Source organism: Mongoliitalea daihaiensis, assembly GCF_021596945.1.
Lineage (GTDB): Bacteria > Bacteroidota > Bacteroidia > Cytophagales > Cyclobacteriaceae > Mongoliitalea > Mongoliitalea daihaiensis.
Map to the genome: position 1 here is coordinate 1,465,174 of NZ_CP063779.1, position 14,779 is coordinate 1,479,952.

Annotated in this window: 13 protein-coding genes and 1 pseudogene; 10 read left to right on the forward strand and 4 right to left on the reverse strand. The window is 39.4% G+C overall.

Features of this window, described 5'->3' with window-relative positions; translation table 11 throughout:
* The first annotated feature begins 2 nt into the window (after positions 1-2).
* The 7 genes from IPZ59_RS06155 to IPZ59_RS06185 all read left to right on the forward strand — a co-directional run bounded on the left by IPZ59_RS06155 (position 3) and on the right by IPZ59_RS06185 (position 7,709).
* A complete protein-coding gene (locus tag IPZ59_RS06155) occupies positions 3-689 on the forward strand; it encodes a response regulator transcription factor (RefSeq protein WP_236139002.1) in 687 nt (228 codons plus the stop codon).
* Positions 686-2,050 (forward strand): HAMP domain-containing sensor histidine kinase, encoded by a 1,365-nt coding sequence (locus IPZ59_RS06160; protein WP_236139003.1) that lies wholly within the window; start codon positions 686-688, stop codon positions 2,048-2,050. The genes IPZ59_RS06155 and IPZ59_RS06160 overlap by 4 nt, the downstream gene beginning before the upstream one ends.
* A 205-nt stretch (positions 2,051-2,255) precedes the next feature.
* Positions 2,256-3,758 carry an Omp85 family outer membrane protein gene (gene omp85 / locus IPZ59_RS06165; protein WP_236139004.1) on the forward strand — a complete coding sequence of 501 codons (1,503 nt, stop codon included), beginning with the start codon at positions 2,256-2,258 and terminating at the stop codon, positions 3,756-3,758.
* 25 nt (positions 3,759-3,783) lie between these two features.
* Positions 3,784-3,930, forward strand: a complete 147-nt coding sequence (locus IPZ59_RS06170) for a hypothetical protein (protein WP_236139005.1) — start codon at positions 3,784-3,786, stop codon at positions 3,928-3,930.
* Between the two features lie 130 nt (positions 3,931-4,060).
* A complete protein-coding gene (locus IPZ59_RS06175) occupies positions 4,061-5,524 on the forward strand; it encodes a pyruvate kinase (protein ID WP_236139006.1) in 1,464 nt (487 codons plus the stop codon).
* A 3-nt stretch (positions 5,525-5,527) separates the two neighbouring features.
* Positions 5,528-6,463, forward strand: coding sequence for a tRNA epoxyqueuosine(34) reductase QueG (gene queG, locus IPZ59_RS06180; RefSeq protein WP_236139007.1), 936 nt, complete (start codon positions 5,528-5,530; stop codon positions 6,461-6,463).
* A 76-nt stretch (positions 6,464-6,539) separates the two neighbouring features.
* Positions 6,540-7,709, forward strand: coding sequence for a hypothetical protein (locus IPZ59_RS06185; protein ID WP_236139008.1), 1,170 nt, complete (start codon positions 6,540-6,542; stop codon positions 7,707-7,709).
* 38 nt (positions 7,710-7,747) lie between these two features.
* Here IPZ59_RS06185 and IPZ59_RS06190 read toward each other — a convergent pair whose 3' ends face one another.
* The gene (locus IPZ59_RS06190; RefSeq protein WP_236139009.1) at positions 7,748-7,936 is read right to left on the reverse strand and encodes a hypothetical protein; all 189 of its coding nucleotides are present in this window, start codon (positions 7,934-7,936) and stop codon (positions 7,748-7,750) included.
* Between the two features lie 115 nt (positions 7,937-8,051).
* Here IPZ59_RS06190 and IPZ59_RS06195 point away from each other — a divergent pair, with 115 nt between their 5' ends.
* From IPZ59_RS06195 to IPZ59_RS06205, 3 genes are read left to right on the forward strand one after another with little or no spacing between them, the layout of a single operon-like run.
* On the forward strand, positions 8,052-9,497 hold the full coding sequence (locus IPZ59_RS06195) for a BatD family protein (protein ID WP_236139010.1): 1,446 nt from the start codon (positions 8,052-8,054) through the stop codon (positions 9,495-9,497).
* Positions 9,497-10,573, forward strand: a complete 1,077-nt coding sequence (aroC, locus tag IPZ59_RS06200; RefSeq protein WP_236139011.1) for a chorismate synthase — start codon at positions 9,497-9,499, stop codon at positions 10,571-10,573. Before IPZ59_RS06195 ends, aroC begins: the two co-directional genes overlap by 1 nt.
* Before the next feature lie 16 nt (positions 10,574-10,589).
* A complete protein-coding gene (locus IPZ59_RS06205; protein ID WP_236139012.1) occupies positions 10,590-11,942 on the forward strand; it encodes a dicarboxylate/amino acid:cation symporter in 1,353 nt (450 codons plus the stop codon).
* A 537-nt stretch (positions 11,943-12,479) separates the two neighbouring features.
* On the opposite strand, the pseudogene IPZ59_RS06210 reads toward IPZ59_RS06205, so the two are convergent.
* The 3 genes and pseudogenes from IPZ59_RS06210 to IPZ59_RS06220 all read right to left on the reverse strand — a co-directional run.
* A pseudogene (locus tag IPZ59_RS06210) lies at positions 12,480-13,250 on the reverse strand (transposase); the annotation flags it as partial.
* Positions 13,251-14,186: 936 nt separating this feature from the next.
* Positions 14,187-14,471: an addiction module antidote protein gene (locus IPZ59_RS06215; protein WP_010609860.1), complete on the reverse strand. Its 285-nt coding sequence runs from the start codon at positions 14,469-14,471 to the stop codon at positions 14,187-14,189.
* Positions 14,472-14,474: 3 nt separating this feature from the next.
* Positions 14,475-14,735, reverse strand: coding sequence for a type II toxin-antitoxin system RelE/ParE family toxin (locus IPZ59_RS06220; RefSeq protein ID WP_317208041.1), 261 nt, complete (start codon positions 14,733-14,735; stop codon positions 14,475-14,477).
* Positions 14,736-14,779 lie beyond the last annotated feature (44 nt).

Here is a 14,779-nt window from a genome sequence, read left to right on the forward strand (position 1 = left end):
CTATGCCGGCACAGCTACTTCTAATCGAAGACGACGAAAGACTTTCTTCCGTAATCAAAAAAAGTTTGGAGGAGGAAGGCTATGAGGTGTTGGCTGCATTTGATGCAGAAATGGGCTTTCGCCTGTACGAAAGTCAACCATTTGACTGCGTCATTACAGATTTAATCTTGCCAAGAGGTAGTGGATTTGATCTTTGTAAAAAAATTAGGGCAACAGGCAGTGCAGTTCCCATTATTATGCTTACCGCTTTGGGGAAGACTGATGAGAAACTGGAGGGATTTGATGCAGGTGCAGATGATTACTTAGTAAAGCCTTTTGATTTGCGGGAATTGGTGGCACGTATTAAATCGCTTTTGAAGCGTACTACTTATGAGAGAGTAACTCAATCCACCGAATTAGTCTACTCTGAACTTGCCCTTGATTTTCATAAAAAAAAGGCTTTTCGGAAAGGAGAAGAATTAGCCTTGACGCCAAAGGAGTACAATTTATTGGAGTATTTTTTGAAGCATCCGGAGCGAGTCATTTCCAGGGAAGAAATTGCCAAAGAAGTCTGGAATCTGAATTTCGATACCGGCACGAATATCATTGATGTGTATATCAACTATCTTCGAAAGAAAGTGGATAAGCCCTTTGATTTCCAGCTTATTCATACCCGCCCAGGTATGGGCTTTATTCTGCAACAACTATGAATTTAAAAACTAGGATAACTTTTTGGTTTACCGCACTGACAGTGCTTATTCTAGTGGTCTTTATGGCCATCATTTATTTTTCTGCCTACCAAAACCGCCTGTCGGAATTTTATGAAATACTTGAAAAGGAAGCGATCACGAAAGCCAATCTTTTGTTGGATACTTCCTTAGATGCGGAGACCTTACAGACCATTTACCGCAAAAACAGGGAAATTCTTTACGAAGTGGAGGTAGCTATATACGATTCGCAGGAAAATCTAATTTACCACGATGCAGTAGACATTGATTTTGTAAAAGAAACTCCTGAGATGTTTGAGGCTATCAGACAAAGTAGGCAGCTCAGATTTTTACAAGACAACTGGCAAGTATTAGGTTTTGAATATGAGTTGGATGGACAAAAATACCTCATCACTTCCGCTGCCTATGATTATTATGGATACAATAAGCTACAAAATGTACGGGATACGATGATCATTTCGCTTTTACTTGGCTTGGTATTGTTGGTATTACTAGGGTTTTATTTTTCCAAGCGGATATTAAGGCCTGTATCTGATATGATAGTAGAAGCGGAAATGATTTCTGCCTCTAACCTTCATCTGAGGTTGAAGGAATCCAATACCCAGGACGAATTGAATCAGTTGTCGCAGACTTTTAATAAACTACTGGAGCGGTTAGAGAAGTCTTTTGATTCACAGCGACAGTTTGTTTCGTATGTGGCACATGAGGTACGCACTCCATTGGCTGCGATGATTACAGAATTGGAGTGGGTATTGCAAAAAGAACGGGATGTATCCGAATATCAGACTACCATTGAAAACATCTTGCAGGATAGTCATAAGTTGAGTAAGCTGACGAGCGATTTGTTGGATTTTGCCAAAGCTAATTATGATCGCTCTGAAGTAAAGTTTAAAGAAACAAGAATTGATGAAGTATTGCTGGAAGCCAGTCAACAAGTACAGCAAGAAAATCCTGATTTTAAAATTGAGATAGAATTTGGGGAAAGCTTCGAAGAGCAAGAAGTCAGTGTAGAAGGGAATGAATACCTGCTTGTTCTAGCATTGAAAAATCTTATCCATAATGCCTGCAAATTTTCTAAAGAAAAATCCTGCCAAGTGGGCGTAGATGTCAGTGGTTCGCTCATTCAATTGAAAATAAGCGATCAAGGTATAGGCATTCCATCGAGAGAACTTAGTAAGATTTTTGATCCATTTTTTAGAGGGAGTAATAAGAGTTTTTCAAAAGGATCAGGAATAGGATTGACCCTAGTCAAAAAAATTGTAGACCTTCACGATGGCACTATAGATGTCCATTCAGAGCTTGGGAAAGGCACTCATTTCCTTCTCAATTTAAGGGGTAATTAGCATTCTAATGGAATTCTAATATTTCTTTAATACCTCTTTAACAGTCTTAGGAGAGGCTTTGCCGTACTTTTGTAAAAATAATAAACGGTATATCATGGACCTAATTCCACATATTACGAACATTTTATTTTGATTTTTATCTCTACATCCCTGCTGGAGGTATCAATCATTTGCTCCAGTATTCACCTAAGTAAAACTAACCAACATGAAAAAAATCATTACCTTTTTGCTTCTAGCAATTAGCTTCCGTGCGAACGCCCAAACAGAAATGACCACGCAGCAAATGCTCTTACATAAAAATTCCGACCGTTTGGCGATTTTGGATACCATTTCCCTTCCATTTGAGATTTCAAAAGAAAAAAGACTGTCTAAAGAAGACATTCTGAACAAAAAAGAGGGGTTTTTTGTCACAGGATTGCCAAGATTTGAGTTTGACCCTATTCGTGGCTTTGGAGTTGGTGGAAATGTTTTTTTCTTCCAAAACAAGACCAAAGATGATCCTTTCTTCTATTATACACCTTATCGTTATAGTTTAAACTCTGAGCTATTTGTTTTTGAAAATGGGCGAATAAAAGCGTCCTTAAATTTAGATGTCCCGTATGTATTCAACTCTAAGTGGAGGTTAAGAGTAGATGCAGTATTTTGGGAAGATCCAAATGCGCAGTATTGGGGAATTGGTAGAGAGTCTTTAAACAGGTTAACATTTGCGGATAAGTCTGGAGGTACTGACGGTTCACTTAGGAGGTTTAACCGAGTGAATGATTACGAAGATAATTTGAGAATTGCTGTTCCTGCCGCTAATGGAGGCTTTTTGACAGATACGCACTTCAATCAGTTTATTCAGCGTGAGAAATTATTCAATTTCTTGGGTGAGCGGGTAGAGATGGGTGGTAAACTCAGAATTATGTTTGGCTATGAGATGTTGTTTACAGCCTTTGAGGATTATACTGGAAAAATTGCTGAGGAGGCTTTTTTACCCAATGGGACCGCTGTGGAGGCAGTTCAAAGACCTACGCTGGCCAATATTCAAAAAAATGATGGGACATGGGATCGGTTTAATTTGGCCGGATTTTCAGATCGTATGCAATTCACGAGTATGCTAGCTGCTGCCTTGATTTATGATACCCGTGACTTGGAACCTGATCCAAGCAAAGGGGTTTTCTTACAATATTCTCATGAATACTCAGCGCCTTGGTTAGGCTCGGATTTCAACTTCAACAAGTTTATGATTCAAGGGCAGTTTATCCATACATTCCATCGTTGGAAGAATGATAGAAACCGATTAACCTTCGCTGGTTTAGCTGCCTTTGGCCACATCTTTGGTCCAAAGATCAACTTTATTGAAATGTGGGATTTATCTTCTCAGGCCGAAGCGGGAGGCATTCTTGTATTAGGTGGAGGTCGATCGCTAAGAGGGTTTAGAGAAGCACGTTTCTTAGCACCAACTGTGGGCTTGGTAAACCTAGAGATGAGAGCACGCTTACATGATTTCAATGCATTCAATCAACACTTTGCTTTAGGAATTACCCCATTCTATGATTTTGGTACCGTATGGGAAGGAATTCGGGATGTTTCTTTGACAGAGTTTAGAGGTGCCCCAGGAATCGGTGGGCGAATCGCTTGGAACCAATCCACCATTCTTCGGTTGGATTATGCCCAAAGTAGAGAAGGAGGTCAGTTCTTCTTTGGATTTGGTCATATCTTCTAAGATTTACACATTTAATGAGACAAGCATGCAGTTGATTTTTTCGGGTGGAGGCAATTACAGCCCTGATCAGCTCAAAAGCAGGTCTGAGATGTTGGATCAGTTGGAGTCTCAGTTGGCCTTGATCAGTAAAGATTTATTGTATTTTATGAATTTTCTGCAAGCTCGAAATTAGAAAATTCTAGACTTGCGAGATGGAGGATTCTTGTAAAATCCTGCTAAGTTTTGAACTGAAAAACTTAACACAGCTTTCTTTTCCCTTCGTTTTTTAATGGTTAACTTGGGTCTCAATAAACCCAGTTTTTATGGAGTCCAACGATTTGGATTTTATTCAAGCACAACTTAAACAAATTGAAGAGTTGATGCATCAGGCTACCGCCGAACGTGAATCTTTAATTCAGCAAATACACCCTTCTCAATTTTATGCCGGTAAGAACTTACTTCATTATCTTGTTTTGAGAAGTATTGATATCCGGGAGTTACAGATCTTGCTTCATATTTATGGGCTTTCTTCTATTGCTAGTTCGGAAAGTCACGTACTAAGACAGGTGCAATCCATTCAAGAGCGACTTGGTAGAGTGTATGATGATATTGATGCGGTCTCTTTTTCCTTGAGTAATGTACTGATCAAGCAAAAGAGCAATAAACTCTTTGGAAAAAAGAAGGAGTCGGACATTCCCGCATTAATGGTCACCTTTGACAGTCACTTTGCCGATGATTATGCTTTACTGAAAAATTTGTTGAAGGGAGGCATGGGGATCGCTCGCATCAATTGTGCACATGATGACAAACGGGTGTGGTCAAGTATGATTCAGCATATTAAAAAGGCGAGTGAAGAAACTGGCCTAGACTGCAAAATTTACATGGATTTAGCAGGACCTAAGATTCGCACAAGACTTTTGGGTAAAGGAAAGGATAAAGGCAAAGTGAAGGTGAAGGAAGGGCAACTGATTTGGATGGCGGAGTCTATGGAGGGTATTCCTAAGGGAGAGGTAGTCATCAGCCCCAATGAAGCAGGTATAGTAGAAAAAATTCGGGTAGGTGATCGGGTGTATTTAGACGATGGAGTCATTCGATGCTTGACCGAAAAAGTCAAGAAAGGAAAAGTTGGATTGCGCATTACCCGAGTATCCAATCCAAAATCGCAGATAAAAAATGAAAAAGGAATCAATTTCCCAGATACTATTTTGGATATAGATTCTTTGACAGATTTTGACCGCTCTTGTCTGCCTTTTATTGCTACCAACGCAGATTTGATCGGATATTCTTTTGTTCGTAAGCCCTCAGATATTCAAGAATTACGTGTAGAATTTTTGCGAATTGGAGTAACTATCCCAGGCTTGATTATAAAAATTGAGACCCCCGAAGCAGTGAGACATTTGCCTGATTTGCTATTTGAAGGGATGCGGGAACCTGAATTTGGAGTGATGATTGCTCGTGGGGACTTAGCGGTGGAAATCGGTTTTGAGCGTATGGCAGAGATTCAGGAAGAAATTCTTTGGATTTGCGAAGCAGCGCATGTGCCTGTCGTTTGGGCTACCCAAGTATTGGAGACACTCAATAAGTCAGGCATCGCTACTCGCTCCGAAATTTCGGATGCTGCATTGAGTGCAGGTGCAGAGTGTGTGATGCTCAACAAAGGGGCCCATACCATCAAGGTGCTGACTACCTTGAAAGATATTTTGAAAAGAACTTCCTCCCATCGTGCCAAAAAACGCTTTACCTTTAGATCATTAAAGATTGCTGAACGGTTTTTTGAGGCTAAATAAAAGATGCAACTACTGAAAGAACGCTATGCTCAACTTATCAAACAAAAGGCAAAGGACTTAGGGTTTGATTATTGCGGGATTGCAAAAGCAGAATTTCTAGAGGAAGAAGCTCCCAAACTAGAAACATGGTTAAACAAACAGTATCATGGTCAAATGACCTATATGGCTAATCATTTTGACAAAAGGCTAGATCCTCGTTTGCTTGTAGAAGGAGCTCAAACAGTGGTAAGCCTTGTATATAATTATTATCCGGAGGAACGACTTCCAGAGGGAGATGAGGATCTAAAGATTGCCAAGTATGCTTATGGAAAGGATTACCACTTTGTTATCAAGGAGAAGTTAAAGTCCCTCTTAGAAGAGCTCAGAGCTGAAATAGGGGAGTTTGGTGGACGTGCTTTTGTGGATTCAGCCCCTGTAATGGAGCGCCAATGGGCTCAAAAATCAGGGATTGGCTGGTTAGGGAAAAACAGCTTATTGCTTACAAGAAACATGGGTAGCTTCTTCTTTCTGGCGGAGCTCATTATTGACCTTGAAGTCAGTGCAGACCCACCTATGATTAAGGACTATTGCGGAACTTGTACTCGCTGCATCGATGCATGTCCCACAGATGCGATTGTAGGGGATGGAGTGATCGATGCATCTCGTTGTATTTCCTATTTTACAATTGAACTTAAAGATGCTCTCCCACAGGAATTTAAGGGAAAATTTTCTAATTGGGTCTTTGGCTGTGATATCTGCCAAGATGTATGTCCGTGGAACCGCTTCTCAAAACCCCATCAAGAGGAAAGTTTTTTGCCAACTGATGCGTTAAAATCTATGGATAAAAATGCCTGGCTTGAAATAACTGAGGAAACTTTCAAAAAAGTATTTCCAAAATCAGCTGTCAAAAGAACCAAGCTTTCTGGGTTGAAACGAAACATTGATTTCAATAAGGATTAAGGATTTTTTTGCTAAATGGCATAATCAGTATCAAACGGCGGTAAAAAAGCCTAAATTTGATTCAGATAAGCCAACTATGAAAATTAAAGAAGTCATCGACACGAAGGATGAAGCCTTATTTTTGAAGGTGCATGTTCTTCTCAATCAATCCAATCCAAAATGGATACAGCCGTTGGATAAAGATATTTTGGATGTTTTTAACAGGAATAAAAACAAACAACTTAAAGGAGGCGAAGCCAAGCGATGGATACTTTTTGACACAGAAGATCAATTGATTGGGAGAATTGCAGCTTTTGACAATCCAAAATACAAGAATAAAGGAGATACAATACCTGTTGGCGGGGTTGGTTTTTTTGATTGTATAGATAATCAGCAAGCAGCAAATGTTTTATTTGACACTGCCAAACGTTGGTTAGAAGAAAAGAATTATCAAGCGATGGATGGCCCCATCAATCTGGGAGACAGAGACAAGTGGTGGGGTTTATTGGTACAAGGGTTTGAGGCCCCAATCTATGCTATGAATTATAATCCTCCCTACTACCAAAAACTGTGGGAGTCTTATGGTTTTGATGTGTTTTACAATCAGATCTGTTGGGGTTTGAGTGTATCTTCTTCTGCCCACCAATTATCAGATAAATTTTACAAGGCACATCAGAAATTTTCCTCCAATCCTGATTTTGAGGTTAAGCATCTCAAAAAGAAAAGTTTGAGTGCTTTTGCTGAGGATTTAGCGACTGTTTACAATGCTGCTTGGGCACAGCATGAGGGGAACAAAGAGATTAAACCGGCGCATGCCTTAAAGCTGCTGCAATCCATGAAGCCTGTATTGGACGAAAAATTGATTTGGTTTGCTTACCACCAAGGCAAGCCAAAAGCCATGTGGATCAATCTTCCAGATGTGAATTATTTCATCAAGGATCTGAAGGGAAAGTTCGGGCTATTTGAAAAACTTCAGTTTGTTTTAAAAAAGTTGTTTGGTAAAAATGAAAAATTTGTGGGTCTTGTATTTGGTGTAGTGCCAGAATTTCAGGGTTCAGGGATTGATTATTATATGATTGTGGAGGCGGAGAATCAAATCAAGCCAAGTCGATCTTACAAGCATTTGGAATTGTACTGGCAGGGAGACTTTAATCCCAAAATGCTGAATATCTCCAAAAACCTAGGGGCGAAAGAAATTCGGAAGTTTATCACTTATCGAAATTTATTTGATAAAAATGCGATTTTTGAGCGGCATCCTATTCTTTAAAAATTGTTAAAAAAACAAAGGGCCGATTAGGCCCTTTGTCATGCATATGCTATGAAATATTTGTTGAGAACTGGCTCATATCTACCGGAAAAATTCCTATAGCACCAATCCCTAAATTCCTCCATTTCAGTCGCCATGAGTAAGTTTAAGGCTTTTTTTAGCTCTTTTTCAAAAAGCCTTTTATCAAAGCTTACTTTTGTCAAAATTGTTTTTACGTACTCTAGCATAGTTCAAAGAAGTTTGGATTTACTACTCGTATTAATCTTTCAAACGTTACATCAAATGGTTTGTTGCGTTTGAAATATAAACTTAATTTGCAAACTCATAGGAGTCCAAGTATATATGCCTCAGTTATTCATTCGTTGTTTACTAATTGTTTGTAGTTTAATTGTTTCACTGACTGTTCAGGCGCAGGAGGTAGTCATTGAATTGGGTGCTGATGAAATTGCCTTGAATGAGACATTTAGTATCAAGGTTACGATCGCCAATGATCGAATCCGATCCTATGATGAATTTCCCGATATCATGGGCTTTTCCAAACAAGGGCTTTCGCAGTCTTCTTCTATGAATGTAGTCAATGGACAAGTGAGTAGCACCAATAGTATTATCCAATATTATAAACCCACCCGAAAGGGAGAATTCACTCTTCCTAGATTTTCTGTAAAGATCAATGGAACGGACTATAGTGCCGATGGGAAAAAACTCAAAGTCATAGATCCACGTCCTGCGCAGAGACAATCCAATGTATTTGACTCTTTTGATAATTTATTTGGTGGAGGGACTCGTGAGGAACCAGAATTCATAGAGATTGAAGATGATGCCTTTTTTGCTTCCACAGTTGATAAAACGGAAGTATTTGTGGGAGAAGGAGTCAATATCAGTTTAGCATTTTATATGTCGGAGACCAATCAAGCACCTTTCCAATTTTATGAGCCGGGCAGACAATTGGATGAAATTTTAAAAAAATTAAAACCCACCAATGCATGGGAGGAAAATTTTAATATCACAAACATTCAACCCGAAAGAGTTACTTTCAATGGTAAAAACTGGACTAAGTATAAAGTATACGAGGCTACTTTTTTTCCTTTCTCTCCGGGTGAAGTATCCATTCCTTCCATAGCTTGGGAAATGATCAAATACAGAGTCGCAAAAAACCCGACTTTTTTTGGCAGTAATCGCTTAGAGGACTTTAAAACTTTCTATTCTTCAGCAAAAACTATTCAAGTGAAAGCACTTCCGCCACATCCTCTACGGGAAGAAGTAAGTGTAGGTGTGTTTCAGCTTCGGGAAAATATTTCCTCCTTGGAAGTGGGAACAGGGGAAGGATTTACTTATAATTTTTCTGTGACAGGGGAAGGTAATATTAATTCTGTATCTCCACCGAAGACCAAGCAAATTCATAAGTTAAATACCTATGACCCGAATGTACGTCAGCAGATTAATAGGGGTATGAGTAAGGTGACAGGAATCAAAGAGTTTGGCTACTATTTGACAATCAATGAACCAGGTGAAGTTGCATTGTCCAATCATTTCGAGTGGATTTATTTCAATCCTGTCTTAGCAAAGTATGATACGCTGCGACCAAAAGCAGTAATTCAGGTGACAGGAGAGTCAAAAATCAATCAAGCTATTTCCAATCAACGTTTGGGGGGAATTTATGATTTAATCTCAATTGAGAGTAATAATCTTTTTTACGATCGATATAAGTATTATTTTTCCATCTCGATCAATATTTTATTGCTCGCGTCGGTCATTTTGTTGGCCTTTTTGATAGTAAAGAAGAGATAATGGGGAATAGTTTCGGAAAAATATTTAAGATAAGCACTTTTGGTGAATCGCATGGATTAGGACTTGGTGTAGTAATCGAAGGATGTCCTGCGGGGGTGGAAATTGACGAGGAGTTTATTGTCCGTGAAATGCAGCGAAGAAAGCCTGGCCAATCAAAAATCACCACACAGCGCAAGGAGGAAGATGAGTTTAAAATCCTTTCGGGTGTATTTGAAGGGAAATCTACAGGAACACCTATCGGAATGGTCATCATGAATACTGACCAAAAGAGTAAAGATTATGGGCATATCGCTGATAAATTCAGACCTTCCCATGCGGATTTTACTTACTTTGAGAAATATGGTATTCGTGATTACAGGGGAGGCGGAAGAAGTAGTGCCCGTGAGACTGCTGCGCGTGTTGCAGCCGGTTCCATTGCGAAACTGCTATTGAAGCACTTTGGAATAGGTATTCATGCCTACGTCAGTCAGGTAGGTGAGTTAGTTCTTGAGAAGTCGTACCTTGAAATGGATCTTGCTCAGGCGGAAGAAAATATTGTCAGATGCCCTGACCCAATGATGGCAGAGCAGATGATATCTCTGATTGATGAAGTTAGAAAAAGTAGGGATACCATTGGAGGGGTTGTGAGTTGTGTTGCAAAGGGAGTGCCTGCAGGCTTGGGTGAACCTGTCTTTGACCGATTGCATGCTGAGCTAGGAAAAGCAATGTTGAGCATCAATGCAGTGAAGGGATTTGAATATGGGAGTGGATTTGATGGAGTGAAAATGAGGGGGTCTGAACATAACGATGCTTTTTATCAAGACGGTGATCGGGTTCGGACTCGAACGAATCACTCCGGAGGAATTCAAGGTGGGATTTCCAATGGTGAAGATATTTATTTCAATGTAGCCTTTAAACCCGTTGCTACCATCATGATGGATCAGGAGTCTGTCAACGAAGGGGGGGAATCTGTCATGGTTTCAGGGAAAGGGAGACATGATCCTTGTGTAGTGCCCCGTGCAGTCCCCATAGTGGAAGCTATGACAGCACTAGTATTAGCCGATTATCTGCTAATAAGCAGAACCAATAAACTCTAATTGAAAATCTGTTCGTATGTTTAAGAAAATACCTTTACACACTCAAATTATTTTAGGATTGGTCCTAGGCTTAATTTTTGGCCTTGTCATTATATATACGGGGATTTCACCACAATTTACGGTAGATTTTATCAAGCCTGTCGGGACAATTTTTATCAATTCCTTGAAAATGATTGCGGTACCATTGGTGCTTGCATCCTTGATTGTAGGGGTGGCAAATCTTGGGGATATTTCTAAATTATCCCGAATTGGAGGTAAAACTATTCTAGCGTATTTGATTACTACCGTGATAGCGATTACACTTGGGTTGTTATTGGTGAATATTTTTCAGCCAGGAGATCAATTACCCCAAGAAACGAGGGATAATTTAATGGCTCAATTTGATTCTCAGGCTGGGTCTAAAGCGGACAAAGCAGCGGAAATTAGAAATGCAGGTCCTTTGCAACCAATAGTAGATATTGTACCTGAAAATTTGATTGCAGCAGCAGCCGATAATGGAAGCATGTTACAAGTGGTATTTTTTGCGATCATTGCAGGAATCGCCTTGCTACAGATCCCTAAAGATAAAGCGAAGACCTTTACTGACTTCTTTGATGCCTTAAATGATGTGATCATTAAGATTGTGGAATATATCATGATGATCGCGCCTTATGGTGTATTTGCATTGATGGCTTCGCTCATTGTAGAAATAGCAGGAGATAATCCAGATTCGGCAGTAGAACTCTTACTCGCCCTATTAAAATACACAATCATTGTATTGAGTGGTCTGGCATTGATCATCTTTGTTGTCTACGGCACCTTGCTGAAGGCTTTCACAAGAATCAAATTCTTTGATTTTTTAAAAGCGATGAGACCTGCGATGTTGTTGGGTTTCTCTACTTCTTCAAGTTCTGCAACGCTTCCTGTGACCATGAAAATTGTGGAGGAAGAAGTGGGTGTTTCTGAGGAGGTGAGCAGCTTTGTCTTGCCATTGGGAGCGACGATTAATATGAATGGTACTAGTTTGTATCAAGCAGTTGCTGCTGTATTTATAGCCCAGGCCTTGGGAATGGACTTGACGATTTCCCAGCAGTTGACAATTGTCTTGACAGCAACCTTGGCAGCTATTGGTTCTGCAGGTGTACCGGGTGCAGGTTTGATTATGTTGATCATCGTGTTGGAAGCCATTGGTGTACCTGGTGCAGGGGTGGCGTTGATTATTGCTCCAGATAGAATATTGGATATGTTCCGTACGGTGGTGAATATCACGGGGGATGCTACGGTCTGTGTGGCAGTAGCTTCTACAGAAGGAGAATTACCGGATGGCCTGATCAGAGCTTCCAATCCGTTTACGCCGAGTGCGGAGGAACTGAATGTAAAGGATGAGTAGTGAACAGTGAGCAGTTGAGAGTGAATAGTTGAGAGTGAATAGTGAGCAGTTGACAGGGTGGAGCATTGAGAGATCAGACCTGGCAGGTTTTTGAAACCTGCCAGGTCTAGTATTTTTCGTGGATGGTCTTTATCACTACTGGCCCAATGGCCCCGATTCTCGGGATAGTGTCTTGGAAAAAGTAAACGGTGAGTTTGCACTCATCATGACAGTCTACAACCTCAAAAGAACCATTAACATCCTCGGAATACCTGAGCTCTTACAACTAATCCAAAACTGGAAACCCGACTACAAAAGGGTTTCTTTGGTCTTAAAATCAAGCCTTTTTGGTCTATTCAAGGCCCTATTGGCCTTTAAAACTTTAATCTATAAAACTAACGAATTAAACTTAAAATTGACTCAGGTTCAAGATTACCTCTCTACGAACCCCCTATACTCCTCAGAAATGCGGTTTTTTCAAAAAACTGAAAGTTTTTTCACAGCCTGACGTGATTCAGCTTGGAGACGGCGGGCCTGTCTGCCGCCAGGCCATAGCCGTCAGGTTAAGAGGTTAATTATATGTTCAAGAGCCAATTTTCCTTTCTTTTTTTCAAGATAAATTGCTTTTGGAGCATAATCGATCAATTTTTTAATCAAAAGTCGGAGCTGGTTTTGGTTTTTAACTGCTTTTATTAGAAAGTTTTGGATGTTTTGTATCAGTCTAAAGTATTTCCAAATACTGCATAGTATCTTATATTTACCATACATCTGCTCTTGTAAACAGTTGAATATCTTTAGATTAAGGATTACCCAAATTAGCTTTCCGTAAAGCTGACATTCAAACCTATGAATTTTTTTACTGTTAAACTCATTTATCGTAACCAAAGATTTCCAAGTCTTGAAAATGAGTTCTATTTGCCATCTCATAGCGTAAACTTTTCTTATTTCATTGGTTTTTAGTACCTCAGACGGAACATTGGTAACCATAATATTGAGTCTGGCCTTGATTTTAAACTTTTCAGAAACATTATGTCCTGTTGACCTTGCTTGTTTGGTTGTTTTTTTTAGTCTTTTTTGATAGGTTTCTTCATTGGCAAGTGAAAGAACCAAACGCGCAGGAACACGCTCCTTTTTACCTAAGTATACAGAGACTTCAATATAGTCAAGATGATTTTTTTTGAGTTTGTGAAGGTGATTTTTTAAGTCTACAGGTTCCTCTGAATCCAAATCAAGATAGCAATTCACCTGTGGCCCCAAACGGTTGATAAAATAGGCTCCCGCAGAATGGACCTTTGTCATAAACTTCAGGGTAGAATATCCCAGATCTCTTAAAAAAAGATCTTTTCACATATATCATGAGTAAATTCCGCTGAGTCTGACTGATCGTTCAATACCCCAGAGGTCAGTCTCAGATCCATACTTTGACCGCTAATGAAATCGTATTCATATTGGATACTTATCATTGATGATGATTGGCTAAGGGCTCCGCCATATCCCTTATATTTTTCCGAAAAAGGGTCAGGGAGAGAAAACTTGGTTGAATCCTTGATCCTGATTCTTTTAAAATGGGATGTAAGGAGTTCTCTATTGCCCTGATATCTAATCTTTTGAAACAAAAGTATGTCAAGACATCTTTTTAAAAATGATACTGCTTGAGCTGTAAATCGATCGTGTAAGGATTGCTTTGTAATATTGATACCGAACTGCTCAAACAGAAAGGAGGCCATATCCAATAAGCTGAAAAATTTTCCCCGTTGATACGAAAACATCAAACTAAGCAGGAACCCGAAACCGTCAAGTTTAGACTTCCTGATACAGAAACGAGTTTCAGAGGCGATTGAGTTAATGGTTTTTGGATTAAAGAAACTATGAAATTTTTCCCTTAAAATCTGATCTTTTTCAAGTAAATTTCCTTGATTTTCTTCCCTTTACTGTAAAAATATTGTTATATTTATAGAAGAAAAAGGCGGATAACGACCAAGTTGAGCCGCCTTTTTCAAAATAACTAAAAACTTATACAAATATGAGCAAAAGGACGAAAGATCCCAAGGGGGATCTACGTTTTGTTTGTAAATCAGCTCAGACTTCTGATTTCAGGCCCATTAGCCTGACGGCTATGGCCGCCAGGCAGGCATTCGGAGACGTTCCCTTCGAGTCTACTACTAGCTTATTAAAGATACTAAACTTTCTATTTACTCTGAACCGCCCGCCTGTCTGCCGACAAAGGCAGGCTGTATCCAAGGTGATGTTGTGGCATCGTTTTTTTCAAGTGGATAATGGATTTATTCTTAATTGACCACCAACAGCTTTTAATACTTTCATTATTGTTTCAAATTGGGGCTTCGATCCTGTTGATAGGGCTTTATACAAACTTGGCCTACTCATCCCTGTTTCTTCCGCTATTTTGGACATCCCAATTGCTTTTGCGATGTGCCCAAGCGCAACAACTACATCATCATTATCCCCTTCCTCCAAAACAGAATTTAAATACTCAGCAATCATTTCCTTACTGTCCAAATAGTCCGCTATATCAAATTTTGATGTTTCCATTTTTTACTTTTTTATCCTTTTCCAAATTTCCTTTGCTCTTTCGATGTCCTTTTGTTGAGTTGATTTTTCTCCACCTACTAGAAGAATAATGATTTTCCCTTCTCTTTCCTTTAAGTAGATTCTATATCCTTTAGCATAGTCTATCCTCAATTCATGAATCCCTTCACCTACGGGTTTACAGTCCCCGAAATGTTCATCAATTTCAAGTTTTTGGATCCTGAACAAAATTTTCGCTTTTGCTCTTAAATCCTTCAATTTTCTCAACTATTTGTCAAATTCAGCAGTCTTTTCAATAAAGTACATCTACC

Coding starts and splice junctions, on each gene's coding strand:
- IPZ59_RS06160 (WP_236139003.1), top strand. CDS start 686: ATGAATTTAAAAACTAGGATAACTTTTTGGTTTACCGCACTGACAGTG.
- IPZ59_RS06215 (WP_010609860.1), bottom strand. CDS start 14,471: ATGGAAACATCAAAATTTGATATAGCGGACTATTTGGACAGTAAGGAA.
- IPZ59_RS06190 (WP_236139009.1), bottom strand. CDS start 7,936: ATGCTAGAGTACGTAAAAACAATTTTGACAAAAGTAAGCTTTGATAAA.
- queG (WP_236139007.1), top strand. CDS start 5,528: ATGCAACTACTGAAAGAACGCTATGCTCAACTTATCAAACAAAAGGCA.
- IPZ59_RS06175 (WP_236139006.1), top strand. CDS start 4,061: ATGGAGTCCAACGATTTGGATTTTATTCAAGCACAACTTAAACAAATT.
- IPZ59_RS06195 (WP_236139010.1), top strand. CDS start 8,052: ATGCCTCAGTTATTCATTCGTTGTTTACTAATTGTTTGTAGTTTAATT.
- IPZ59_RS06205 (WP_236139012.1), top strand. CDS start 10,590: ATGTTTAAGAAAATACCTTTACACACTCAAATTATTTTAGGATTGGTC.
- IPZ59_RS06185 (WP_236139008.1), top strand. CDS start 6,540: ATGAAAATTAAAGAAGTCATCGACACGAAGGATGAAGCCTTATTTTTG.
- omp85 (WP_236139004.1), top strand. CDS start 2,256: ATGAAAAAAATCATTACCTTTTTGCTTCTAGCAATTAGCTTCCGTGCG.
- aroC (WP_236139011.1), top strand. CDS start 9,497: ATGGGGAATAGTTTCGGAAAAATATTTAAGATAAGCACTTTTGGTGAA.
- IPZ59_RS06155 (WP_236139002.1), top strand. CDS start 3: ATGCCGGCACAGCTACTTCTAATCGAAGACGACGAAAGACTTTCTTCC.
- IPZ59_RS06170 (WP_236139005.1), top strand. CDS start 3,784: ATGCAGTTGATTTTTTCGGGTGGAGGCAATTACAGCCCTGATCAGCTC.